The organism is Acidobacteriota bacterium (assembly GCA_016703965.1).
Classification (GTDB): Bacteria; Acidobacteriota; Blastocatellia; order Pyrinomonadales; family Pyrinomonadaceae; genus OLB17.
The window spans coordinates 870450-896384 of sequence record JADJBB010000021.1 but is presented as its reverse complement, the minus strand read 5'-3'; the positions used below and the strand labels follow the sequence as shown (position 1 = coordinate 896384).

Below are 25935 nucleotides of genomic sequence, written 5' to 3'. Positions count from 1 at the left end.
ACTATTTATGGTATCGACCGTTCTATTTTTCATGTTTGCGGGCCTCGCGATCGCTTCGGCGATATCGATGGTCTATCACAAGAATCCGCTCTACAGCGCGATCTCGCTGGTCGGCGTCTTCATTTCGCTTTCGTGCATCTATGTGACGCTTGCGGCTCCGTTCATCGCCGCCGTGCAGATCCTCATCTATGCCGGAGCGATAATGGTGTTGGTCGTATTCGTCATCATGCTTCTGAACATGGACGAGGACCGGCCACTCAACCGCTTGAAATATCTCTACGCACTCGGCGGCGGACTTGGCGTTTTGCTGCTCGCACAGACATTTTTCATTTTTTACGCGGTAATGCGTGCTCCTAACGTTCCGGCTGATCAGGCACTAAGTGCCGGTAAGACGATGACCATCGGCCAGGCAATGTACACGGAATATCTGCTGCCGGTCGAGATCGTCGGCGTTCTGCTGCTGATGGCGGTGATCGGCTCGGTCATCCTGGCGAGGCGTTTGAGCCCGCCGCAGTTGGAACTCGTTATCGACAACGAGCTTGAGATCAGGCACGAAGAAGAAGCCAAGGACGGGCTCGGCATCGCCCTTTAATAGTATGGAACCAAGTTTAGCCAGCTATTTGGCACTTTCAGGAATACTTTTTACGATCGGCTGCGTCGGCGTTATTTTCAAACGCAACGCGATCGGGATGTTCATGTGCATCGAGTTGATGCTCAACGCCGTGAACCTGACATTTGTCGCATTCTCGCGATACTACGGTGACACGACCGGCCAGCTTTTTGTCTTTATGGTCATGGCCGTCGCCGCCTGCGAGGCCGCCGTTGGCCTCGGTATCATCATCGCATTCTTCCGCAACAGTATGTCGGTCGATGTCGATGACGCGAATTTGTTAAAGAATTAGTAGATGGCACTCGAGATGCGGGAAATTTGCGAGCAGTGCGAACAACCTCTCGCGGCAAACGGCGAAGCATACATTTGCTCATACGAATGCACATTTTGCCCCGATTGCACGAATAGGATGAGTTCGGTTTGTCCGAACTGCGGAGGCGAGTTGGTTCCGCGTCCGAAGAGAAAAGGATAATGGTTGAAAATAACCTTTTAAGTCTAATAATTTTTGCCCCGCTCGCCGGAGCCGTGATCAATTGGCTGATCGGCGGACGGCTGAAGAATGAGCTGTTTAGCGGAATTGTCGCATGCTCGACGATAGCGATCTCGGCGGCGGTAGCGTTTTATGTCGCGTTCGTGGCGGGCGGCGGAGCTTTGTTTATCGACAAACCGGTTCTGGACCATCTCTGGACGTGGATACAGGTTGGTAATTTCCGTGCGGACTTTGGTCTCGGCATGGATCGTCTGAGCGGCATTTACGCCTGTTTTATTACGTTTGTCGGGCTGCTCATTCACATCTTTGCGACGGGCTACATGCACCAGGACAAAGGATTCTATCGCTTTTTTGCGTATCTGAACCTGTTCATGTTCTCGATGCTGACCTTGGTCCTTGCAGATAATTATCTGCTGATGTTTGTCGGCTGGGAAGGCGTGGGGCTCTGTTCCTACCTGCTGATCGGCTATTACATAAAGAAAGACGAAGCCCGAAAGGCAGCCAAGAAAGCTTTCGTCATGAACCGCATCGGCGACTGGGGCGTGCTTGTCGGCATCTTTCTCGTATTCACGCTGACGGGTTCGATCTCGTTCTTTGATAAGACCGTTGACGGCCAGCAGGTGCATAGTGTCTTCACCTTTGTGGTTGAAAATATGTCGGCCGACCCCTTCACGTGGGGAGCGATCGTTGCCGGCGGCCTGACCTCGGTTGGTGTGTTGCTCTTCATCGGGGCAACAGGTAAATCCGCTCAGATCCCACTCTTGACGTGGCTGCCGGACGCGATGGCCGGCCCGACGCCTGTTTCTGCACTTATCCACGCCGCGACGATGGTCACGGCGGGTGTTTATCTCGTGGTCCGTTCGAATGCGATCTATCAGTTCGCACCGACCGCGATGTGGATCATTGCGATCATCGGTGCAGCTACCGCGATCTTTGCGGCTTCGATCGCGATCGCACAAAACGATATTAAGAAGGTTCTCGCTTACTCCACCGTTTCGCAGCTTGGATTTATGTTCCTCGCCGCCGGTGTCGGAGCATTTACAGTCGCGATCTTTCACGTGATGACGCATGCGTTTTTCAAAGCGTTGCTCTTCCTCGGTTCAGGTTCGGTCATTCACGGAATGCACCACGAGCAGGACATGCGGAAGATGGGCAACCTGAAAAAGTACATGCCCATTACGTTCATCACGATGGCGACCGGTTGGCTGGCTATCTGCGGTATTCCGATCTTTGCCGGCTTTTTCTCGAAGGACGAAATTCTCTATAAGACCTTCGCCGCCGATACCTATTTCCCGCAGCGTCCATTCCCGGGCGAAGAGATCCTCTGGGTGATAGCGACGCTAACCGCGGTTCTAACCGCAGTTTACATGACCCGAATGATGATCATGACATTCGGGGGCAAAGAGCGTTTTCACGATGAGATCGAAGGCGAGCACCACGACGCACACTTAGGTGCGCGTCGAGCATGCGGGACATGGGACAGATGACGCACATGCCGCGGACGATGACGAAGAGGAACATCATCATATGCCGCACGATTTCAAGCCGCACGAATCGCCGTGGTCGATGACCGTGCCGCTGATCGTACTCGCCGTTCTCTCGACCTTTGGGGGACTTGTTGGAATTCCTTACGCTATGAGTTCCTTCTTCGGTGGGGGCGACATCAATGTTTTCGAACACACGCTCGACCCAGTGATCGCAGAGAAGCACGAAGTGCCGCACGGCCTGGCGGAAGGCGACAAGAAAGCCGGATCGGAGCACGCGACCGAAAAACCGACCATCAAAACTGAGGAACACGGGGAAACTCATTCGCCTGAGGTCATTGCAAAAGAACGCTGGCTCGCACTTCTTTCAACGGTTCTTGCGGCAATCGGCATCGTCATCGGCTTTGTTTTATTCAAGAACAATCCGCTCCGTAAGATGCCGAAGATCCTCGAGCAGAAATGGCGGCTCGATGAGCTCTACAATGGCTACATTGTTGACCCTATCACGCGTTTTTCACGCGTACGGCTCTGGAAAGGCTTCGACGTTGGATTTATCGACGGCATCGTCAACGGGATCGCGAGTTTTGTCATGGAATTTGGCAACGTCGTTCGCAGCACTCAGGTCGGCTTTGTCCGCAGCTATGCCGCGATCATTGTGATCGGTGCTTTGGCAGTTGTCGGATACTTTATTTATTACGGTTTGAAACTTGTAGGTTAATGGAACGCCGGCATCTTGCCGGCCGGACCTGCCGGCAAGATGCCGGCGTTCCAATATGGACTTCTTTAACGAAAATCTCTTAACGATCCTCATCCTGCTGCCTTTGGTTGGAGCTGTACTGACACTTGCTCACCAGATGTTCTGGAAACAGGAAGGCCAGCTTAAGTGGGTGACGCTTGGGTTTACATTGCTCAATTTCGTCGTCTCGCTTGCTCTGTTCTCAAAATCGGCGATCGCAGGTCCGGGAGGGTTCTTTTTTGAAAAGAACGTTCCCTGGATCAAGGCGATAAATACGAATTTTCACGTCGGCGTCGACGGGCTGAGCTTCTGGCTTGTGATACTGACGACGTTTATTATGCCGATCGCGGTGATATCGACGTGGCATGCTGTCGAGAAGCGCGTCACGGCGTTCTACGTCTTTCTGCTTCTGCTCGAATCAGCGATGATCGGCGTGTTCGTCTCGCTCGATCTGCTCGTTTTCTACCTGTTTTTCGAAGCCTCGCTCATCCCGATGTTTTTCCTCATCGGCGTCTGGGGAGGTGAGAATCGCATCTACGCGGCGGTCAAATTCTTTATTTTTACGGCACTCGGCAGCTTGTTGATGCTGGTCGCGATCATCGGGCTTTATTACATTTACGCTGATCAGACCGGATTTGGCGGTTCATTCGATTTCGTGTCGATACTAACGGCGATGAAGAATGGCACGCTTGTATTGCCGCCGCAAACGGGAATGCTCTTGTTCCTCGCGTTCGCATTGGCATTTGCGATCAAGGTGCCCGTCTTCCCGTTCCACACGTGGCTTCCTGACGCGCACACCGAGGCTCCAACCGCCGGTTCCATTATCCTCGCCGCTGTTTTGCTGAAGATGGGAACGTACGGTTTGATGCGTTTTAACTTCTCGCTCTTCCCAGATCAGAGCCGCGAAACGGCGTGGATATTCATCACGCTCGCGATCATCGGCATCATTTACGGAGCTCTCGTTGCGATGGTGCAGCCTGATGTGAAACGCCTCGTTGCGTATTCATCGGTCGCCCACATGGGCTTTGTGATCCTGGGAATGTTCTCGTTCACTGAGGCCGGAATGCAGGGCGCACTTTACACGATGCTCGCTCACGGCGTGACGACCGGAGCATTATTCCTGCTCGTCGGCTATATCTACGAACGCCGTCATACCCGCGAGATAACGCAGTTTGGCGGGATCGCAAACGTAATGCCGATCTATGCGACGGTTTTCGTGATCACCACGATGGCCTCGGTCGGATTGCCGTTCCTGAATGGATTCGTCGGTGAATTTCTGATCATGGTCGGGATGTTCACGTCGAAAGTTCTTCCGGTAACCGCGAGCGTCAATTGGAACTACGTCGCAGCAATGGTAGCCGGAACAGGTGTCATCTTCGCAGCGGTTTATCTGCTCTGGATGGTTCAGCGGGTCTTTTTTGGCAAGGTCACGAACGAAAAGAATAAAACACTCGCCGACCTGAGCTGGCGCGAGATCGGCCTGATGATCCCGCTGATCATTCTCATGGTTTACATGGGTGTCTTCCCGAAACCGATCCTTCACCGTTCAGAGAGTGTTGTAAAAGCGATCCAGGAACGGGTGATGCACCAGGCTGGCGGAACGATCGAGCACGCGGATGCCAAGACACCGAGTGAGGCCCCGAAGGCGGAGCACTAAAATCGAATTTTTGAAAGTAAAATGAACACGTTCTTTCTTGCAGACCTATTAACACCGAACGTCAGCATCTCGATCATTCTCCCTGAGCTGATCGTTGCTCTCGCCGGTATTGTCGTAATGCTTTACGACAGCTTCTTTCCAAAACAGCGAACTGTTTCAGGAGTGATCTCCCTGCTCGGCCTCGCCGCTGCCGGCGTTGTGCTGGCGACGATGTGGGGCGGCGATTCGCCCGCATCCGGCTGGAACGGCATGATCGCCCACGACAATCTGCGGCTTGCGTTCTCGTTCGTGTTTCTTTTTGTTTCTGCAATGACCGTGCTCATCTCAACGGTTTGGGTCGAGCGTGAAGATGTCCCGGTCGGTGAATACCATTGTCTGCTCCTGTTCGCGACATTCGGAATGATGATGATGTCGGCTGGCAATGATCTTGTGATCATTTTCCTCGGCCTCGAAACGCTTTCGATCGCGACTTATGTAATGGCTGGCCTTAGAAAGAGCGATCTCAAATCGAACGAATCCGCGATGAAATACTTCATCCTCGGCTCGTTCGCATCAGCATTCCTGCTCTACGGAATGGCCCTGATCTACGGAGCAACCGGCCAGACGAATCTGACCCAGATCGCGTTAAAGATAGCTGATCCTAACTTCCCCGGCCTGCTTCTGGTTGGCGGAGCAATGATGATCATCGGCTTCGGATTTAAGATCGCAATGGCTCCTTTCCATGTATGGACACCGGACGTTTACGAGGGAGCTCCAACGCCGATCACCGGCTTTATGGCCGCAGGCCCTAAGGCCGCAGCGTTTGCCTCATTCCTGCGAGTATTTGTTCTTGGCCTGCCTCTCATCGCGGGAGCTCAGGCTTCCGGCTACCTGCACGAAACCTGGATCACGGCGCTTTCAGTACTGGCAATGGCAACAATTATTGTCGGCAACGTATCAGCGATAATGCAGGATAACGTGAAGAGAATTCTCGCGTATTCATCGATCGCCCACGCCGGTTATGCCCTCGTCGGTTTTATCGGAGCGGGACTGGCCAAAACCACCCAAGCCCGTGACGAAGCCATCGCGGCCGTCGCGTTTTACCTTCTCACTTACGCCGTTACTAATCTCGGGGCCTTCACAATCGTCACTCTGCTTGCTCAAAAGAACGACCGCCGCACCGATGTCGAGGATTATAACGGTATCGGCTTTAAATCACCTGTACTGGCATTTTCGCTATCACTGTTCATGCTCTCGCTCTTTGGCCTGCCGCTGACAGCGGGATTCATGGGCAAGATCCTGGTGTTTCGCCCGGCGCTCGAAGCGGGAAATCCGCTGGTGACGACGCTGGTCGTTGTCGCTGTCATTGGCTCGGCGATCTCTGCCTACTACTATTTACGGCTTATCGTCGTGATGTTCTTCCGTGAGCGAACGACCCAATGGATCGAGCCGAAGATGTCTGCACCGCTTACAGCAGCACTGGTCATCGCGATCCTCGGCGTTTTTTACCTTGGCATCTTCAGCGATGGATTGATCCAGAAATTTGCTAAATCGCCTTCCGGTGCGGTTATCGCGGCTGATAGATAGTTTCGATGGATATTGCCGCTGACATTGCCGTCGCTCTGGCCGACGATTGGCTTCCCGTTATTTACCGCGACAAGATCCGTGCTCAGCGAACCCGCTCGCTCAAGGTCGAGGTTCCGGCCCGCGAAAATAACGCTGAGATCCAATACACACTGCTGGGAATCGAACTAAAGATCGGGAAACACCGTTTCGCCTGTCCGGATCTGGCGACTGCCCGGTACATGCGGGTCTTTGCCCGTTTCGGCTGTTCGGATTTTGCGATCCCGTACGACATTTCAAAGATCTCCGCGACCGCCGACGAGCTTGAAACGTCATGGCAGCGAACCCTGCTGATCCTCGGATCCTTGGTTCAGGACAAACCGGCGAGAACGGCCGCTTCGCTCCGGACTAGACTCGTAAAAGCGATCAGAACCCAGATCGAAGCTATCGGCCCGGGTGATGCAATGCCTGCCTTTGATCGACAAACGCGGCAGCGTCCGTGATGTTAATTTTTCCCACCCGGCAGATCGCGCCTTTACCGATCTTTTATTGATGTTATAATCGTGTGACACGCTGTTAACAGCGTGATAATGCGAAATTAATACAGATATGTTCGACGCCGTGGCCCAAGTAACCGAACCCGAAAAGCTCCCGTTTCCTTACAACAAGAGCACATATTGCCGTTACGAACCGATCGAGAAACGGATCGATTATGCCAAGGTACTGATCGTAAACGACTTGCTGCGTTATGAATCGGACATTTCGGGACTCGCATACAAAGACTGGGGCGAAACGCTTGAAGCGAAACTTGCCTTCGAACGAAAGGTCGCCGGCATGGCCTGTAACAATATCGCCAATAACGTCCTGAGGCTCGTAAAAAATCCTAAGACGATGACGGTCCATTTGTCTGAGGTCGCCGATGCCGCTGAAAAGTTCATGCCGGACGCGATCGTGATGAGCGGAACGTTTGCGGATTTCGACTATTACAATCCTGCCCACATCGCCAGCACCAAAAGATTCCTCGCCGAAACGAAGATCCCGGTTCTGGCTATATGCGGTGCGCACCAGCTCGTGGCAATGGCCTTTGGAGCCAAGCTTAGAACGCTCGACGATCTGGAGCTTGCCGAAAAACGAACTGACCGCATTGTCGAGTACCAGTATCGCTTTGTAAAGATCATTGATAAGTCAGATCCGATATTTGAAGGCAACGATGATAAAAGGTCCGGCATTTGGCAGGAATACACGACGAACGACGACATCCTGCGCGTATGGCAGAATCACGGCGTTCAGGTTGTTGGCGTTCCTGCAGGCTTTAAGCTGCTCGCTACGTCCTATCTCTGCAAGAATCAGATGATGGTCAAGCGAAACGACGGGCAACTGATCTACTGCGTTCAATTCCATCTGGAGAAATCATTCGAGGATTGGTCAAAAAATCCCACTCGCTGGGAACATCCGAATGAATCGCGCGATGGCCGCATTTTGTTTGAAAACTTCCTTCGCCTGGCTTTGGCTCACGGGAGCAACGCTTAGCGCTTTGCCGCAAGCGGTCTCATCATTATCTTCTGGCCGACCGGCTTTCCGCTCACATACTCCTTGTGACATCCGCCCATGAAATCCCCGAGTAAGTATTGCGTCTCAAATCCTTTTGCGGCAACGCTCATAATGAAGGTGGTATTGTTTGTTTCCCCCGTTTGCAGCCTCAATTTCCCATCGTCGAACTTCCCAACCATCTGATCGGTTTCCCATTTAAACCAGGCGGCCTCGTATAGGTACTTAAAATCCTCGATATTGTAGCTATTGATATATCTTTCAGCCTTGTCCTTTGGAACCTCGAGGAAGGTCGTATCGCCGGTCCGTTGCCATGAGACGAACTTCTTCGGCGAGCCGTACAGAAACTCCGCGATCATCTCCTCGTGTTTTTGCCAGCCATTGTCCGCTCTGTTTTTCGGCATTAGGTAGAAAAGCTGATAGTTCACGCTGCGGGCCGGAACGGTTCGTTCTGGATAGTCTAGCCGAATGGTCCTGATCGACCCGCCGCAGTACTGGGCGTTTGTCCTCGATGCGAGAGCAGTGAGAGCGGCGATCGCTATCAAGCAAATTACGAAGCAATTTGAGCATCTAATAACTCGATCCATGATTTTCATATTAAGGGAACGCGCTCGACCGGATTATTTTGCACCGTTCGGTTTCTTGACTTTCAATTTACCCTGTAATATCACTCATATGGTACCGAAAAGGAGAATTTTTATGAGACGTACGATCTTAGCCGCGGTTTTTGCGGCATCGGCATTATTGACCTTGAACGTTGGCGCCAACGCCCAGACGGATGAGCTTCGAGCGGCGACCGGCCTGCCGATGAAGATCGGACAATCGGCGGTTTTTGGCCAGATCACGTTAAAGAAATTCTCCGCAAATGAGCCGAAGCCGACGCTGAACGTCATTCTTCTTGAAGGTGGTTCTCAGCTCGAACGCGTGCAGCCGAACGATGCCGGCTGGTACAAATTCGAAAAATTCCCTCGCGGATCGGCGACGCTGATCGTCGAACTGAATAACAATGAGATAGCCCGAATGGTCGTGACGATCGGGGCAAGCCGGCTGATCAGGCAGGATTTTGAGCTGGATTGGGCCGAGGCAAAACGGCTGGGTTTGACCGGTGTCGTCTCCGCAAAGGACTCATACCAGCGAAACGCCGAGGCGGCGAAAGCTTTCGATATGGCAATGAAGCACATCAAGGAGAAGAACCTGGATAAAGCCACATCGGAACTGAAGGAGATCATAGCCAAAGACCCTAAGGACTATGTAGCCTGGACCGAGCTCGGGACCATTTATTTCAAGAAAGACAATCTCAACGACGCCGAGGCGTGTTATTTCAGGGCTATCGAGCAGAAGAAAGATTACGTCGTGGCGCTACTTAACCTCGGCAAACTCTACATCTCTCAAAAGAAGGCTGATGATGCCGTACTGGTACTCTCAAATGCGGTCAAGGACAATGCGGACTCGGCCGACGTTCAGCAGTACCTCGGCGAAGCGTATCTGCTGGCCAAGAAAGGCTCGCTCGCCGTCAGTCACCTTAACGAAGCTATCAAGCTCGCTCCGATGGAAAAGGCAGAGGTTCACCTTCGCCTCGCGGCCCTTTATGATGGGGCGAAGTTGAAGGACAGAGCGTCCGCTGAATACAAGGCGTTCCTGGCAAAGAAGCCGGACTACCCGGAAAAAGCACAGCTCGAGAAATACATCGCTGAGAATCCGCCAAAATAGTTCTGTTTTATCAATAAAGAAAGAGGCTGTCCGAATATGATCCGGACAGCCTCTTTTTATTGGAATGCCTTGCACTATGACTAGAAATCGTAGCGAAGGGCGAACTGCATGATCCTTGGCGAATTACGCATATCGGTGTAACGGCCGAACGATGCGGTGGCGGCAGATCCGGTATAGCCGATCGTCGTCGCTGCCTGGCCGTCGAAGAACGGCGTGTTCGTTACGTTGAAGACATCCCAGCGAAACGTCAGCTTGTGGCCTTCGCGATAAGGCATGTCAAAGGACTTTGCGAGACCCGCATCGATGTTGAACGATCCGGGATAGCGAACACCGTTTCGGGTTCCCGTTTCGCCCGGATGCGGCGTGCGGAACGCAGCGTACGCAGCGTTCGGATCTGCGAACAGGTTGGGCAGCGTGCAACCGGTCGTGCATGATGAAGCCTTAGCGCCATAATACGTTCCAGTCGCAACCGGACGAAGCTGCGTGTTGTAGCTGCGGATGTTCCAGTTCGTCTGCCAGCCGGTCGAATCGTACCAGCCGTCAACCACCGGATAGCCCGAATCGTAACGGAAAATTCCACTCATCTGCCAGCCGCCGACCAGTGCGTTGAGCACCTTGTTCATGCCAGAGCCGAACTTGCGGCCCTTGCCGATCGGGATGTCCCAAATACCGTTGAAGTTAGCAACGTGCTTGAGGTCAAAATCGGACGGCGCACGCTGATCTCTAAGCCTGAAAGCATTCAAGATAAAGGTCGAACCGAACAAGCCGCCGGTCTGAAGGCCTGACGAATCATCGAGCGATTTGGCAAACGTATAGTTAAAGTCCCACGTTACGCCGGCCGAAAGACGCTGACGGAATGTGAGTGTCGCACCGTGATAGTCAGAGGTACCGACCGTTCCAAATGCTGACAGTGAGTCATATTGGCCCTGGAAGAAGTAGCGCGAACCAGACGCCTGATCGAGCAGCTGCATCGTGTAGGTCCAGTCACCCGCATTCGGCTGCAGGCCGTAAACGGCTTGAGTGTTGGTACAAGTTGCTGGTGTACCAGTCGGGCACCCAAAGTAGTTCCGGAGCGTGCCCGGAGCCCACATATTGTCGTAGAACGGGATCGATGCAACGGTCGATGCGGCCGCACCAGCCTGAAGCTGGCGATCAAGGATCGTCCCTGCCTCGTTAAAGCTGACGCCGGAAATCGGGTCACGGATATCACGAAGCATCATCACGTCGCGTCCAGCCAAAAGGTTGCGTGCGAGACGTCCGACGTACGCGGCATCCATCCAGATATTGCCAGGAAGTTTGCGGCCATAGCTGATGTTCCACGAATAGTTGATCGGCGACTGCAGGTCCTGGTCAAGCGAAGTCTCGATCTTGCCAGCTCCCGGATTTCGGAATGGTGCCGTCTGCGGGAAGCTCAGATTTGCCGGTGTGATGATGTTCGGCAGTGTTCTGATCGACATGCTTGGGCCCGTGTAAAGCGGTGCCGGATTGGTCGTCAGATTAAAGGTGTTAACATTGATACTCGATGCAGACGAGAATCCCAGTGTGTTGGATCCGTCCCAATTGGTCGCGAGCTGCTGGCCGAAATAATCATTGGTGATCGAAAAACCAGCACGAAAGACCGATTCTGATTCCTTGCCGAAAAGCTTACCCAAAAATCCGGACTTAAAATCCGGCGACCATGCGACCGAAAGACGCGGCTGGAAGTTATCTTTATCCATCGGGTAGATACTGTCCTTGCCGTTGACCTTGCCGGCGAGACGAACGGAAAGCGGCTCTCTGTAGTTGCCGCCAATGTTCATCGCTAACCTCGCATTTTCAAGATACGTCGACAATTGGATGCTCGGAACGGTCTCGTAGCCCTGAGTCTCGTAAACCGGAACGCTGAGGCCGTATCGCAAGCCCATGGTGAATGTTACGTTCGGACGGAACTTCCATGAATCCTGAACATAGAAATCATATTCTTCTGTCTTGAATTCGCGTTTAATACCTGTGTTTGCACCAACGAGCGAACCGTCGGTCTTGAAATTAAAGTTTGCGCCGTAACCGCTCAAGCGACCAATAAGCGCAACCAAAGCTCCCTGTGTTGGAACGTCCCATGCCGAAGCAACGCTTCTGGTTGCTCCCGTCTGGGCGGTAATGTACTGGTTGATCGCTGTTCTGGCAGCATTGCTCGCGTACGCACTCGGGTTTGTCTGGCCGTTGTCGAACGCTTTGGAAAAATCAACTCGAGTGTTCTTGATCAGACGAATGTTGGTACCGAACTGCCACGTATGGTTACCTTTGATCCAGGTAATATCGTCGGTGATATTCGTAGTCGGATTGGTGCGGTTGAATGTACGGACAAACCCGCTCGGCTGAAAGATATAACGGAACGAGATCGCCGGATCATTCGAGTCGCCCTGGTTGCTGAATGCGATACGCGTCTGGCCATAGCTGAAGCGGTTGGTCAGATTGCTGCTCAGCAGCCATGTGTGCGATGCCGCAAAACCCATCGGGTGGCTCCATGTATTGGTCGCCGGCGTATCAGGAAAATACGGAGCGGCACCGGTGATATCCTGCTGATAGTTGCCGCGGAGCGAGATCACATGCTTCTGATCTCGGGTCACATTCCAGTCGATACGTGCGGTGTGAGCATTTTGCTCAACTGGCGTCGAAGCGTTGAATCGGAAACCACCACTGTTACGGCCATCGCCGAGCGTGTTGTCATTAGCTCGATATCGAGCCGAAACCGTCGAGAAAAGCGTTGGAACAAGCGGGTTGACGTCAACCATCGCGACGTTGTTGATCGTGAAGGTATTTATCGCCGCGGTTCCGATGGTCCAGGATTGGCCGGTATTATCGACGAACTGGATCTGCCCGGCTCCGAGGCTTGCGAGCGGGACGGTGCGGGAAACCGAGGTTCCCTTTGCTTCGCGCATTCCTTCGTAGTTGTAGAAAAAGAAAAGTTTGTCCTTAACGATAGGGCCGCCGAGACGTCCGCCAAAAAGATTGCGGATCAGTTTTGGCCGAGGGATCTTTGGATCGCCCACTGCCGCACGTCCCGATATCACGTCAGGATCAGTCGCGACAAAACTGCCGGCTGCGTTGTTGAACCAATCATTAGCACTCGTCGCGGTGTTACGATGATATTCGTAGAGTGCTCCGGTGAATTTGTTTGAACCGCTCTTCGTGATCAGCGAGATCTGGGCACCCGATGAACGGCCTTTGCTGGCGTCAGGATTCGATGTCGTAACGCGAAACTCGTCGACCGAGTCAGGGTTGACACGCAGAACCGGCGAGAAAGCCGAAGCATTTTGTTGGTTGTTAACGTCGATACCGTCAAGTGTTATATTCGCCTGGTCAGAGCGTCCGCCCGTAACCGAGCCGTCCGGTGTAACACCGGCCTGAAGGCTCAAAAGGTTAGCGACGTTTCGTCCCTGCAGCGGAAGCTGTTCGATCTGACGTGAAACGAAGGTATTACCGAGACTGGCGTCAGCGACGTTGACGATACTTTCCAGTCCGCCGGCGTCAACCATAACGGTCTCCGTGACCTGGCCGATCTCGAGGACGACGTTGATCGTGCTCGAGCTGTCGACCGCCGCTTTGAAATTCGCGACCGTAGCTTTTTTGAAGCCGGTCATCTCGACCTCGATCTTATACATTCCGGGTGCGGTCGACGGGAATGTGTAAACGCCAGCATCGTTTGAGACCGCTGAACGTCCAGAGCCACCTTGAGCACCAATTAGTTTTACCGTCGCGCCGGCTACGGCCCGGCCCTGCGGATCGGTGATGCTACCGGTTACGGTCGATGTACCTACTTGCGCCAAGGCAGACGCAGTAAAAAGTACGATCATCAGAGCTGATGTTAAAAAACTAACCATCAGGTTCCTATTTTTCATACATTTCCTCCTAAATTACCTCTTGAAAACGCCTTCCCAAAGTTTTTCCGGGATGGCCAAAAAATCCACTCACGCCAAAACCAGGGTCCGTATTGCCGTTGGACCCGAGGTGCGTTTTTTGGGATACAAATAGCTAGTCATCTAAAGATTAATTACCCCTCCAAGGGTATGAACTAATGCTAAGAACGATCTGAGCGTAAATTTTCTATCACAATTAAATGGATGGACGATTTGGTCAAGGCACACAGCGTGCCATCAAACGGGATACTGGGGCTATAACGCTGTGTTGGCGGCAGAATAGCTTTATCAGCTTAAAAAATACGGTTTCAAAATGCCAAATTGGGGATTTTTGCCTTGATCCGGCTTGCCGTCGCCTCGCGAAACGAAGGATCTCGGTCCCTCATTCGAGCGGTTCGGGCTCAAAATGTGGAAGTTTCGAATAGTTTTATGGAGAAATTTTCAAATAAATGGATAAGATCCGTTTATGTTCACATTGATCGTTCTTTGATCGCCGCGGCGTCGGTAAGCCGCTTTGCTAGTATCTCTGCGTTTTTGGCGGCAGTCGCCCCCATCCCGGCGGCCGAGACGATCGTGGGTGCGACCGGATTTGCAACATCACCCACCACAAAAACGCCTTCAATATTCGTCGAGCATGCGGCGTCGACTTTTATATAGCCGTTTTGATCAAGCTCGATCTGGTCCTGAAAAAGGTCGGTATTTGGCATGACACCCACCCTGATCAAAACCGCATCCGCCGCCATAACAGAGCTTTCAGCCGTTGCTGTATCGAATAACTCGACTGCGCTGACATTAGTGTTCCCACATATCGATGTGATGCGGGTATTCAGCCTGAAAGTCACATTCTGCATATGCGAGGCAGTCTCGATGAAGTGGGGCCGAGCTCGAAATTCATTGCTCCTGTGGACAAGCGTAACGGTTCTCGCATTTTCTCCGAGAATGATCGCATTCTCAAGAGCAGCATCGCCGCCGCCAACAATTACAACGTCCTTCCCGGCAACAGTTTCCCGATTCCTTACTCCGGAATCAAGGATCCCGCGCCCAACGAATTCATCCTCGCCCGCCACTCCCAATTTTCGCCTGCGGACTCCGGTAGCGATAATGATCGCGTTCGAAGTCAGGCTCGCGCCATTTTCCATCCAGATCGTCTTTGACGCGAGGTCAACGCGGCTGATCGCTACGCCGGTGCGGCGTTCGACCTTACCGTGCACGACCTGAGAAAGGAAGCTATCGCGGATCTCCTGTCCGGTCGACTCCTCTATTCCGGGATAGTTTCTTATCAGATTGAAGGTCCGCAATAATTGGCCGCCAAACTCTTCTTCTTTTTCGAGCAATACAGCTCTCATTCCCAGATCAGAGCACCAAAGAGCTGCCGACAAACCCGCTGGGCCGCCGCCGATAATTATCACGTCGTAGTCGGGAATGATATTTGTCATCGGATCGAAAATGTTACGAATTTTTGTCAACGGGAAGCGCCAATATTTGTCACATTCAGGCATCGGCGGCGTATCGCGGCCGGGCGAGACAGGATCCAGCAGCCTGTTTACAGCCATTATTTTAGGCATAAATACTAGTTTTAACAATGCGTGCCGCACCGCGATCATCGTGGCATCGGTATTGCCTTTGAGTCCCGTGCCGAATTGGGTACTTGCTCATGTAGCCCATTCCAAAACTCTCAAAGAACCGAACTTCCCGCCTGACACATTATGAGATTAGATTTCGACACTAGTTCCACCGCTTTTCCGCTTGTTGAAAATGAAGTCCACGAAAACGCCTTTTCGGCCAGCTCGTGGGACTTTGACTCGCTGCTAAAAAAGGGCATCGCTGCCGCACAAAGCGGTGACCGCGACCATGCTCGAAAGTTGCTCTCACAAGCGACTGCTCTCAACCCCGCAAGCGAGGACGCCTGGATGTGGCTCGCTTCGATCAGCGATTATCCTGAGGAGCTTCTCGCATTCCTCAATCGCGTTCTAGAGATCAATCCGGCAAACGAGAAGGCAGCGGAATGGCGTTCGGCAACGAACTCTTTGCTGGCGAAAACCTTCGTTCAGCGTGCTCTCGCCGCCCGGAACGATGGTTCAATGGCACTCGCGTCACAGTGCCTCGAACAGGCACTGGCCCACGATGAAAACTGCGAGCCCGCATGGTTCTGGAAAGCCGCTCTCGCGGCTTCAGATGATCAGAAGCTCGAATTTTATGATCGGACCCTAGCCCTCAATCCTGAGAACACCGACGCAGCCGAAGCCGTCGAGAAGATCAATTTTTCCCGTACCGTCGCCAGACTTGAGGAAGCAAGTGCGTTTGTCGCCGCCGGCGAAACCGAAAAGGCGGCAGAACTGCTCGAACCTTTGTTCAACCACGAATCCCCGGAGATCCGCGAGAACGCATGGTTGATCATGGCGGATACCGCCGGCACTGACGACGAGAAAGTCGAATTTCTCAATAAAGTCCTCGAGGTCAACCCCGCAAATCAGCACGCACAGGATACGATCACCGCGATCAAACGCTCGCGTTCGAAGGCTGCCTTCGACGAAGCAAGATCCGCCGCCGCAACCGGTGACCGACAGAAGGCACTGGATATCCTCGATAATTTTGTAAAAGATGTTCCCGATTCGGGCGACGCCTGGCTGCTCAAATCGCACCTTTCGGTCTCGCTCGACGAAAAGGTCGAAGCTCTCGAAAAAGCTCTCGAAATAGATCCTGAGAATGCCGCCGCCCGCTCCGGCCTCGCGTTTCTCTCCCTGACATTTGGCTCGGCCCCCGAACAGAAGGAAGAAGTAAAGACCGAAGCCCCTGAAGAACTTGTTGCCGCACCGGTCGAAGAAACTGCTGCATCGGAAGAAGTGTTCGCGCCGGAACCGGTCGAAACAGTTCAGGAAGAGCCGGTTTTTGCGATGGAAGCTCCCGCAATGCCGGCCGCCGAATCGGAAGCTTTCGTTGACGGATCGGTCGAAGAATCGCGTCCGACGCAAGCTCTCGACGCCGCCGTCGAATTCGCATACCGCCAGACGGAAGAGACATTCAAGATCGAAGAACCGCAACCCGTCGTCGACACTCAGGTCGATGCCGCCTCGATGTTCGAACCTGAAGCCGCTCCTGCGGCCGAGGAAGATACACACGAAACTGTCGCATTCAGCAGCGAACCTACCGAAGTGATGGAATTCACGGCACCGCCTGAACCGCATCGCTCGGTCGAGGAAATGTTCGGCCCGGTCGTCGAAGATGCAGATCCAAGCACCGAGACGATGGACAGCCTCGCTCCGTTTGTTCAGGAAGCTTTGAACCCGGATCCGTTTATCTCAGAAGCACCGGTTTCGCACTTTGATCGGATGTTCGAAGAACCCGCACCAGTTGAATCTCCTGCATTTTTTGAAGAAGTTTTTGGATCTGTTGAACAGGTCGCTCCGGCTGCGAACGCCTGCCCATTCTGCTTTTCGCCGAATGATGCTCAGGCTTTTGAGTGCGTTTCGTGCAATGCGACCCTCACGCTCTCTGACCTCGAAAAGCTCCTCGCCGGCACCAACGCAAACCGTGAAATCGTCCAGAATGCCGTCACCTCTATGGAGGCAGAATGGAACATGCGCGAATTTTCCGAAGCGGAATTTACCGCTCTCGCGATCGGCCATTTCAATCTCGGGAACAGCGACGCCGGATTCAGGTATCTGCAGGAAGCGTGCAGGCTCAACCCGAATAACGTAATTCTCTCGGGCCAGGTCAACACCATCGCTATCCGCATGGAAGAGATGCGCCGCCAGTCAGAATCCCACCTGGCAATGCCGAAAGGCAAAAAGATACTGGTCGTTGACGACAGCCCGACCGTCCGCAAATTGATCTCCGGCAAGCTTGAAAAATCAGGCCATCTCGTCGTCTGTGCCGTTGACGGCGTCGATGCACTCGCCAAGCTTGATGAAGGAATGCCGGACCTCGTTCTGCTCGATATCACAATGCCGCGTATGGACGGTTACGAGGTCTGCAAACAGATTCGTGCAAATCCGGCCGGAAAAAATCTTCCCGTTGTGATGATCTCAGGCAAGGACGGTTTCTTTGACAAGGTCCGCGGCCGCATGGCCGGAACCAGCGGTTACGTCACGAAGCCATTCGGCCCGGAAACTCTCATGAAAGCACTCGAAACCTATCTGCTTCCAGACGAAGTCGAGGTTAGCTAGATCCTGCCTAGACCGCTCATGCCCCGGCGGTAACGATGGACCGAGAAAAACTCCAAACATTTGTAATGGCTGCCGAGGATGATCTCGCATCTGTCCGAAGCAGCCTTCTTATAGTCGCTCAGACTGGTGACGCGTCGGACCTCGACGTTCCGCGTCGCAATCTCGCACGCCTTAAGGCCGCATCTCTCGCGAATGAGATGCCCGCGATCGAAAAGCTCTGCTGCGAATGCGAAGAGCTGATCGACCAGTTCAGTTCGGCTGAGAAGATCTCGCCCGGTGCCGCTTATTCGGCACTGGATATCGTCGCGCGTATCGAAGCTGCTGTTTGGGACGTTCCGATGCACTCGGAAGATTTCTTATCTGATATTGCCGGTTTCATCGAGGCGTCATTCGATGATCTGATGCCGCGAAAAGAGCATATACCGGAGCCGGCGGCTGAAGAATTTGAGATCGACGAAGAAACGCTCGACATCTTTCGCTCCGAGGCCGACGATCTGCTCTCGAATATCGCCGAAAATCTCGGCATCCTTTCCGAATTCCCCGCCGACCAGAATGCTCTGTGGGAAGTTCGCCGCAATGCCCACACTTTCAAAGGCGCCGCCGGCATCGTCGGGCTTAAAGAGGCGTCTGAGACCGCTCATCGGATGGAAGACCTGCTCGACAAAATGGTCGAGACGCGTTGCGAAGCCGTGCCCGAGATCCTGAGTTTCCTCGTCGCATCCTCAAAACGCCTTACCGATATCGCAGCCGCCAAGTCTTTTGACGACGACGGAGACCTGGACCGAAGGTACGCTGCCGCCATGGCGTGCTTATCCTTGTCAGGCAATGGCGACAAACCACGGCCCGAAAACTCGGCGGCTACGACCCAAGCCCCGACCCGACCCGACCCTTCCAGATCAACGACGACACCCATCGTCCGCGTCTCGCTGGACAGGCTAGACGAACTGATCAAACTCTCAAGAAGCTTGATCGTTAACCGTTCTGCAGTCGAGGAAAGGATCGCGGACTTCGGCCTGATGAACGATCAGAGCGCCGAGGCGATCGGAAAATTTGAAGTTCTCTTAGAAGCTCAAAAAGCGCTGACAGACGAGATCCAGACGAAACTGCTTCGCATTCGTATGGTCAAATTCGGCACGCTTGAGACACGGCTCGGCCGCAATGTGAACGTAACCTGCACGGACGAAGGTAAAAAAGCGGTCCTCGAGATCGAGAATGGCGAGGTCGAGATCGACACGCAGGTGATCGACGCTCTGATCGAGCCGATGCTGCACCTTCTGAAAAACGCCGTCGTTCACGGCATCGAATCACCGGACACGCGCCGCCTGATCGGCAAACCGGAACGCGGCCGCATCGTCGTCAGTATCGAAGCTGATGACGAAGCCATCGTCTTATCTGTAACGGATGACGGCGGCGGCATCTCTCCGACGAAGCTGCGGGAAAAAGCAATAGCCAGCGGGATCATCACCGAGCATCAGGCCGATTCGATGAGCGACCGCGACGCACTGGAGTTGATATTCAATCGAGGCCTTACCACCGCCGACAAGCTCGACATGAACGCCGGTCGCGGAGTCGGGATGAGCATCGTCAAAGAAGCGATCGAGAGCCGCGGAGGCACTGTGATCGTTAAGTCAGAACCGCAACGCGGAACGACGTTTACGATACTAATGCCGCTCGGTACACAACCCGCCAGTGTGGAGAATATAGCCGTCTCTGTGGCCGAAAATACGTCATCTGATCTGCCGCCGCTCGTCCTCATCGTCGACGACAGCCCGAGTATCCGCCGCCAGTCCACCAAACTCGTCGAGCAAGCCGGCCTCCGCGTCATCACCGCCAACAATGGCGCCGACGCCCTCGAGCTGCTGCTCAACGGCGAATGGGAACCCGATCTTATTCTCTCAGACGTAGAAATGCCGCAGATCGACGGCTGGGGTTTCCTCGAATACATAAAGACCGACGAAAACTTCGGCCACTTCCCCGTCGTCATGGTCACATCCCTCGACGCCGAGAACCATCGCCAAAGAGCCCTCGAGCTGGGAGCATCCGATTACCTGATCAAGCCCCTAAAAGAAAACGACCTCGCACGAGTCATCAACACCATAATCCGCCCCAAGTCACAACAGCCCGCGTAAACAGAACGGGCGGCCAAAACGAAAACATTAAAACGCACGATTCGGAAGCCCATAAACCTCTCTTTCGTGCCTTTTCGTACTTTCGGCGTGACGCTGAATTGATCCCGCTCGGTCTTCCGGTCGCTAATTCTGGGCTATCGATTGGATTTCTTTTGGATTGTCGACTTGTTCGACTTCTGACAAAGTGAAACGGCTAACGATCATAGATCATTATTCTTTCGTGAAGGCTTTGCTGGTGGTGATGGTCCAGATATCGGGAACCGGTTGAGCGAACGAGATGCTCTTAGTAAACACCAGCTTTGAACCTTGATAGTCGCTGAATGCCTGGATGTCGCTGACTTTTCCCGCGACATTTAAGAAACCGGAAACGCGGTTCTTCCCGGCGTCATTGATGAAGTAGCTGCTTTCGATAGCGACGCTGTCACCTTCAAATACGGGACTGCCGTCCTCTGAGGCTCCTGACCTTATGATCCAAACTCCGGTTCCATTGTCGCGGTTCGGAGATCTGGTGGTAAATACCGCGCCCGTCTGATCCAGGAACTTTTCAAAAACGCGTAGATGCTCAGTCCAGCCACAGGCGTCGAGGTAGCCGCCATTAGGGTACATATTCCTGAGATGAACGCGGTCGCCAATAACGAGTGGTTCGTCTTTTTCTTTCCCGCTTGCCGAAATAACTTCCCAACTGCCGGAGCCATTCTCGCGGTTTGGGTCTATGTGGGTTGATACGAACATTGTCTCGGTGGGAACTTGTTTGAATTCCGGTTTGGTCCAAACGGCTCCCCACGCGTCGAGGTACGAGCCGTCGTTCGGGTAACGATTTTGAAGATTAACGATCGAGCCGATCTTAACTTGCGATCTTTCATCCCCTATAGAGCGATTCGCAACGTCTCCTCGTCGGGATTTTATCCAGCTATCGTCATTATCACTCGATACGGAAGCTCCGGCGGTGGTCTGAGTATTTTTCCAGTAAGACGAAAAGCCGAGGCCGGCGAGCACGACGACTAAAACCAGAACCGCCGCTGTGACCAGAAATATCCTGGACGAGCGAAAGCTCGATAATGCGGAATGCCGCGAATAGGCCTTTTTCTCGTCTTTTTTTACCAGCGTACTATCGTCGATCGTGATAGTTTCTTCGCCGCGGAAATACTGGACGGTTTGTTCCTCTACAATTAGTGTGTTCTCTTTCGGGTAGGAGATCGTCACCTCCGGAGTGAACCGGTATCCAAGCTTTGGAACGGTCTCGATGACACGCGGGCCGCCTAAATTATCTTCCAGTAACGTTCTAAGCCACGAAACATTTCGGGCAAGCGTATTTTCCTCGACATAAGTTCCAGGCCAAACCGCTTCAAGCAATTCATCCTTTCTCGTCGTGCGTCCGGCGTTCTCGACAAAGAAAAAAAGAAGGTCAAACTGCTTCGGCTTGAGCGGAAGATGCTCATTACCGCGCCGCAAAAGACGCTCCGAGGCGTCTAGCGAGAATTCACCGAAGTGATAAAACATCGATGTTTGTTGAGGTTTAGCTCTATCCAAAAGAAATCCTAAAATAATCCAAAAAAAATCAAGACCTTTGGGAGCGGTTCGAATAAATTACCAAAAATCGATTAAAAGTTTAAGCCGAAACGATGAAAATCAGCCGAAAAATTGAAATGTGGGTCAAAACCGACCGCCGTTACATCATTCAAGAGTCGCCCGCGACCTCACCCGTGAACTGTCCGGCCTGCGGCGAGCAAATGCTAACCGCTGCATCATCGGCCCGCATTTTAGGCATCACGCAGCGGCGTGTTTTCCAGATAGTCGAGATGGGCGGTGCCCATTACTCGGATAACACGGCCGATTCGGAAATGATCTGTCTTTCATCTCTCTCGGCATTTTTAGACGCAGGGCGAGGATACACAGGCAGTTCGCTGCCGCTCGTGATCGAAGGCTCGGCAGACAGTTTCTCGAGCCCGTTGGAGGTTGATAGAAAAATAAACTAGGAGAAAAAAATGAAAAAAATAATGTTCTTTACGATGTTGTTGGGTTTGATGTTTGTTTTTAGCAGTACTGCTTCGGCTCAAGGTGTGGTCTTCAAGATTAACGGTTCCGGAAAAATGCGGCCCTTGGTTGGGGAGAAAATTACGTTTACGGTTCACACGCTCAACGCCGATGTGCCTGAACTAGGACTTAAGAAAGGCGTTAACGTCTGCTTGATAGGAGTATTTTCAGGCGGACAGCAGGCAACCATCTACTTAAAGATCGATTGCTCTAAGACCAAGATCGGAAACAACATCGCAAAGATCACTAAGGTTGATAACCCGGTCCCGGAAATGATCAAGGGCGATATCGTAACACTTGATCTGCCGAAAAGCGCGTTTACCATCTCTCGCGGAAATACGGTTTTCGGCAGGACATATTACAAATTCTAAACGACGTTTCGCCTTGTAATTGTACACGGCGCAGCTCTTAGCTCTCCCTATCACGATAGAAAAGGAGAATCTAGTAAATGAAATATTCGATTTTAATAAGCACCCTGTTTTTGCTTGTCATCGTCTCCGCAGGCGATGTATCAGCTCAAAACTGCCGGCCCAATGCAAATCAGATCGCAATTTTTGACGATTGGAAATTCGAAGGAAAGTGCAAGGTACTTGATATTGCAGGATATGCGACGCCCGAGGCGTTGGGATTTGATAACGACAGTATCTCTTCGATCCTGGTTGGCAAAAATGTACAGGTCGAGATCTGCCAGAACGACCTTTATAAAGGTACCTGCGAGACGCTGGTAAGTGATAACGATTTTCTGGGAAACACGAGCGTTGGCAACGATTCGGTCTCATCGATCCGGATCACACGCAAGGGGCCGGGCGGCCGCACTTCGGCAGCGGCGGCGACCGGAGTAGAAGGGCTCAGAAAGCTCCTTATGGGCTCCTGGATCTTCGATACAGATAAGACCGTCAAGATCGTTTACGGCGTAAGCAGCTACAAGTCCTACATCAAGGGCAAATACAGTCGGACCTCACCATATAAGCTCATCGAGCCAAATACTATCGAATACTCCAACTCAGAAGGCGCGATCCGTCAGGGGCTACTCCGCTTTGAGAACAACAACAGGAAGATGGTTCTGGAACGGCCCGATATCGGCGAAACATTTACATACACACGGGTCGGCAAATAGTTTAAAGATGACCGAAAGGAGACACAGAAGTGAAGAGATCATTTTCAATAGGAGTTTTGTTAGGGCTTTTGATGTTCGCGGCAGCGAGTGCGTCTGCCCAGAACTGTGTGCCAAACGCCAACCAGATAGCCGTTTTCGAAAACGACAATTTTCAAGGAAGGTGTAAGGTGATCAACATTGGCGATTTCCCATCACCGCAGCAAATGGGCTTCGATAATGACAGCATTACTTCGCTCAAAGTTGGAGCGAATGTTCAGGTTGACGTTTGTGGCGATGACAATTATCAGGGAGGGTGCCAGACCTACGGAGAGGATGCCCGGACACTAGTTGGCACGAATATCGGAAACGATTCGATCTCTTCGCTCAGGGTGTACCGCAAGAACGCTCCTGCCGTTATTAAACCGCAACCGGCAAATACGAAACCTGGAAACACAAATAAAATGGACGTATTCGGCGCCTTGGACCTCGTCGGAACCATAGACAAGCTCAGGGGAACCTGGCTGGGCAATTCCTTGGATGGTAAGCCGCGAAAATATGTATTTACGAACGACGGCGAACTATTCGTACTCGACCCTGATGGTAATTATGCGTACAGTCGGTTCATTTATTCGGTTAGAGACAGTCAGAACATTGAAGTGCTCGGAAACCAATTTCAAGTGGTCAAGGCAAAAATGACGCTGAAAGGCGATCGGCTTACACTGGCTTGGGAGACCACGCCGGCACGTACAACTGAACTAAGAATTGAATCTGACACGCCGGCCCCGAACCCCGGGACTGGCTGTGGAGACAGATGTGCACCGATCGGGAATTGGGTAGGTGTTCCCGGGAGTCCTACGGCCGGTGAACGTGTATCCGTGTTATTTGATGGGGGGTACGATGTTCATTGGCTGTCTTCCCAGAACGGTGGAGCGTGGAAATTGGACAAATTGGGGTATTGGGGAGGGATGAGCTCAGCGAATCTTAAACTTTCGCGCACGGGTAGCGAAGAATTGCACAAGGTGTCGTTTTCGGGAGATACAATGACGCTCGAAGAAAACGAAGTGAAAAAAACATACCAGCGTCTCAAACTTCCTAAGAAGTGACTTTCGGACTACGATCAGCCGAATCTACCAGACTAAGAAGACCGCTTCACAGACGACTGCAATACCTGCGAGAACGGGGTAACTGCGGATCGCGAGGAGACTTGTGCCCCGAAATCCTCGAGTTCGAGGCATACAAAAAACGGAGAAAATTGAATATGAAGAAACTAATTTTTATCGGATTGTGCCTCGGATTCATTTTCGCGGCCGCCGAAACGGCTTCGGCCCAATTTTGTAAACCAAATGCCAATCAGGTCGCCATATTTAACGATTGGCGGTTTGAAGGGGCTTGCAAGATCCTGAACCCAGGCAATTACCCCACTCCGCAGAGTATGGGAATGCCCAACGATAGCATCACATCGATCATGGTTGGTGCGAACGTCCAGGTCGAGCTTTGCGCGGATAACGATTTCCAAGGGGCTTGCCAGACTTTCGATTCGAACAACGATTTCCTGGAGAATACGCGTGTGGGGAACGATAATGTTTCGTCACTCCGCATCGTCATGAAGAATAACGCCGGCGGAAACCCGAATCCGCAGGGTGCCGCAGGCGGAACCGGTCCATTTTGCAGGCCAAACATCAATCAGATCGCGATCTTCAACGACGCCCAATTTGGGGGACAGTGCAAAATATTGAACCCGGGTGACTTCCGCACGCCACAGAGTATGGGGATGCCGAATGACAGCATCTCTTCGATCATCGTGGGGGCGAGCGTGCAGGTAGAACTCTGTGCTGACGACGATTTCCAGGGCGCATGCCAGACGTTCGGTTCCGATAACAATTTTCTTGGCAACACTCGCGTCGGGAATGATAATGTCTCGTCGCTGCGTATCTTTAGGAAGGGCGCCGCCGCCGGCAACCCGAATCCTGCGCCGCCACCTGTTGCTCAGCAGCAGGCCCCGCCCCCGCCTGCGAATCTGCCACCTCCAACCGACGAGGTGATCTTTGTTTTTAAGAACAAAGCCAACGTAACCAACTGCACACCCAATCCCGGCTGGGCAAAATGTATCCAGATGGCCGAACCAACGATCAGGATCATGGCGACCAAGGCCGTAAGCCAGTCAGCGATGAACGGCGTGGCAAACGTCTATTCCGAGATGATGAGGCGCCTCGGCCCCAAGTATCCGAAGAACAAGCTGGATACATTCATCGTTCACGTGACAAACGCCGAACCGTGGTCGGAGCTGATCAACCTGGCACCGATCGGGATGGCGTATCCGCAAACACCGTATGAGCGCAGCGGCGATAACCTTCGCGGCTACGGAAACCCTGATAATCTCTGGATCACGGAAATGATGATCTGTAAAACGGGCGTCCAGACGAGACGGACCCCGGATACCCAGTATCGGTCATTCGACCAGGTTGTCCATGAATTCGGACATTCGCTTCACTCGAATTACCTTACAGACCAGTTCGTAGACAGTACATTCAAGTTCGATAAGTCGATGACGCCGCTGGAGAGCTTCCCGTATCGGATCCAGCAGTGGTTTCGAGTACCCAACATGGATGTGGTTCCGATTTCGCCAAAAGAGGATTCCTTTATGAAGGGCTTCTTCACCGCGAGAGCTACTTTCTCGTGCGACGGTTACAAACCATAGATCACTCTCGACGCCGGGGAACACCCACGTTCCCCGACGTCTCACCTTTGACCAATCTCCGAAATACCTCTACCAATCTCACACAAACCGCTCAAAAACCCGGTATTTTCCTCTACCAATTATGACCCGTTTTTTGCCC

General features: G+C 52.8%; 21 protein-coding genes. 17 read left to right on the top strand and 4 right to left on the bottom strand.

What is annotated here, in order from left to right; all coding sequences use genetic code 11:
- Positions 1-7 precede the first annotated feature (7 nt).
- The 9 genes from IPG22_11520 (at position 8) to IPG22_11480 (ending at position 8049) form a co-directional block, all read left to right on the top strand.
- Positions 8-592 carry an NADH-quinone oxidoreductase subunit J gene (locus IPG22_11520; GenBank protein ID MBK6588914.1) on the top strand — a complete coding sequence of 195 codons (585 nt, stop codon included), beginning with the start codon at positions 8-10 and terminating at the stop codon, positions 590-592.
- A gap of 4 nt (positions 593-596) precedes the next feature.
- Positions 597-902, top strand: a complete 306-nt coding sequence (gene nuoK, locus IPG22_11515) for an NADH-quinone oxidoreductase subunit NuoK (GenBank protein ID MBK6588913.1) — start codon at positions 597-599, stop codon at positions 900-902.
- Between the two features lie 3 nt (positions 903-905).
- Positions 906-1082, top strand: coding sequence for a DUF1272 domain-containing protein (locus tag IPG22_11510; protein MBK6588912.1), 177 nt, complete (start codon positions 906-908; stop codon positions 1080-1082).
- A complete protein-coding gene (nuoL, locus tag IPG22_11505; protein ID MBK6588911.1) occupies positions 1082-2587 on the top strand; it encodes an NADH-quinone oxidoreductase subunit L in 1506 nt (501 codons plus the stop codon). Before IPG22_11510 ends, nuoL begins: the two co-directional genes overlap by 1 nt.
- Positions 2588-2627: 40 nt before the next feature.
- Positions 2628-3302, top strand: coding sequence for a hypothetical protein (locus IPG22_11500; GenBank protein ID MBK6588910.1), 675 nt, complete (start codon positions 2628-2630; stop codon positions 3300-3302).
- A gap of 55 nt (positions 3303-3357) precedes the next feature.
- The gene (locus IPG22_11495) at positions 3358-4977 is read left to right on the top strand and encodes an NADH-quinone oxidoreductase subunit M (protein ID MBK6588909.1); all 1620 of its coding nucleotides are present in this window, start codon (positions 3358-3360) and stop codon (positions 4975-4977) included.
- A 21-nt stretch (positions 4978-4998) separates the two neighbouring features.
- Positions 4999-6543 (top strand): NADH-quinone oxidoreductase subunit N, encoded by a 1545-nt coding sequence (locus tag IPG22_11490; protein ID MBK6588908.1) that lies wholly within the window; start codon positions 4999-5001, stop codon positions 6541-6543.
- Positions 6544-6548: 5 nt separating this feature from the next.
- Positions 6549-7022, top strand: a complete 474-nt coding sequence (locus tag IPG22_11485; protein MBK6588907.1) for a hypothetical protein — start codon at positions 6549-6551, stop codon at positions 7020-7022.
- Between the two features lie 106 nt (positions 7023-7128).
- Positions 7129-8049, top strand: a complete 921-nt coding sequence (locus IPG22_11480) for a hypothetical protein (GenBank protein MBK6588906.1) — start codon at positions 7129-7131, stop codon at positions 8047-8049.
- Here IPG22_11480 and IPG22_11475 read toward each other — a convergent pair.
- Entirely contained in the window at positions 8046-8654 is a 609-nt protein-coding gene (locus tag IPG22_11475) for a hypothetical protein (protein ID MBK6588905.1), read from the bottom strand. The genes IPG22_11480 and IPG22_11475 overlap by 4 nt on opposite strands.
- Positions 8655-8766: 112 nt before the next feature.
- On the opposite strand from IPG22_11475, the gene IPG22_11470 reads away from it, so the two are divergent.
- Positions 8767-9777, top strand: coding sequence for a tetratricopeptide repeat protein (locus IPG22_11470; protein MBK6588904.1), 1011 nt, complete (start codon positions 8767-8769; stop codon positions 9775-9777).
- 80 nt (positions 9778-9857) lie between these two features.
- On the opposite strand, the gene IPG22_11465 is transcribed toward IPG22_11470, so the two are convergent.
- Both IPG22_11465 and IPG22_11460 read right to left on the bottom strand, forming a co-directional pair.
- Complete coding sequence (locus IPG22_11465; protein MBK6588903.1) at positions 9858-13655, bottom strand: TonB-dependent receptor; 3798 nt, start codon at positions 13653-13655, stop codon at positions 9858-9860.
- A gap of 488 nt (positions 13656-14143) precedes the next feature.
- The gene (locus IPG22_11460) at positions 14144-15226 is read right to left on the bottom strand and encodes an FAD-dependent oxidoreductase (GenBank protein ID MBK6588902.1); all 1083 of its coding nucleotides are present in this window, start codon (positions 15224-15226) and stop codon (positions 14144-14146) included.
- Between the two features lie 153 nt (positions 15227-15379).
- Between IPG22_11460 and IPG22_11455 the strand changes: the two genes are divergently transcribed.
- Positions 15380-17839, top strand: a complete 2460-nt coding sequence (locus IPG22_11455; protein MBK6588901.1) for a response regulator — start codon at positions 15380-15382, stop codon at positions 17837-17839.
- A gap of 35 nt (positions 17840-17874) precedes the next feature.
- Entirely contained in the window at positions 17875-19968 is a 2094-nt protein-coding gene (locus IPG22_11450) for a response regulator (GenBank protein MBK6588900.1), read from the top strand.
- Between the two features lie 210 nt (positions 19969-20178).
- Here the strand turns inward: IPG22_11450 and IPG22_11445 are convergent, their stop codons facing one another.
- On the bottom strand, positions 20179-21498 hold the full coding sequence (locus IPG22_11445) for a transcriptional regulator (protein ID MBK6588899.1): 1320 nt from the start codon (positions 21496-21498) through the stop codon (positions 20179-20181).
- Positions 21499-21590: 92 nt separating this feature from the next.
- Between IPG22_11445 and IPG22_11440 the strand changes: the two genes are divergently transcribed.
- The 5 genes from IPG22_11440 (at position 21591) to IPG22_11420 (ending at position 25796) form a co-directional block, all read left to right on the top strand.
- Positions 21591-21944: a hypothetical protein gene (locus tag IPG22_11440; protein MBK6588898.1), complete on the top strand. Its 354-nt coding sequence runs from the start codon at positions 21591-21593 to the stop codon at positions 21942-21944.
- A 9-nt stretch (positions 21945-21953) separates the two neighbouring features.
- On the top strand, positions 21954-22373 hold the full coding sequence (locus tag IPG22_11435; GenBank protein MBK6588897.1) for a hypothetical protein: 420 nt from the start codon (positions 21954-21956) through the stop codon (positions 22371-22373).
- A 77-nt stretch (positions 22374-22450) separates the two neighbouring features.
- The gene (locus IPG22_11430) at positions 22451-23119 is read left to right on the top strand and encodes a hypothetical protein (GenBank protein ID MBK6588896.1); all 669 of its coding nucleotides are present in this window, start codon (positions 22451-22453) and stop codon (positions 23117-23119) included.
- A 29-nt stretch (positions 23120-23148) separates the two neighbouring features.
- A complete protein-coding gene (locus IPG22_11425; GenBank protein ID MBK6588895.1) occupies positions 23149-24201 on the top strand; it encodes a hypothetical protein in 1053 nt (350 codons plus the stop codon).
- 155 nt (positions 24202-24356) lie between these two features.
- The gene (locus tag IPG22_11420) at positions 24357-25796 is read left to right on the top strand and encodes a hypothetical protein (GenBank protein ID MBK6588894.1); all 1440 of its coding nucleotides are present in this window, start codon (positions 24357-24359) and stop codon (positions 25794-25796) included.
- The last annotated feature ends 139 nt before the right edge of the window (positions 25797-25935 follow it).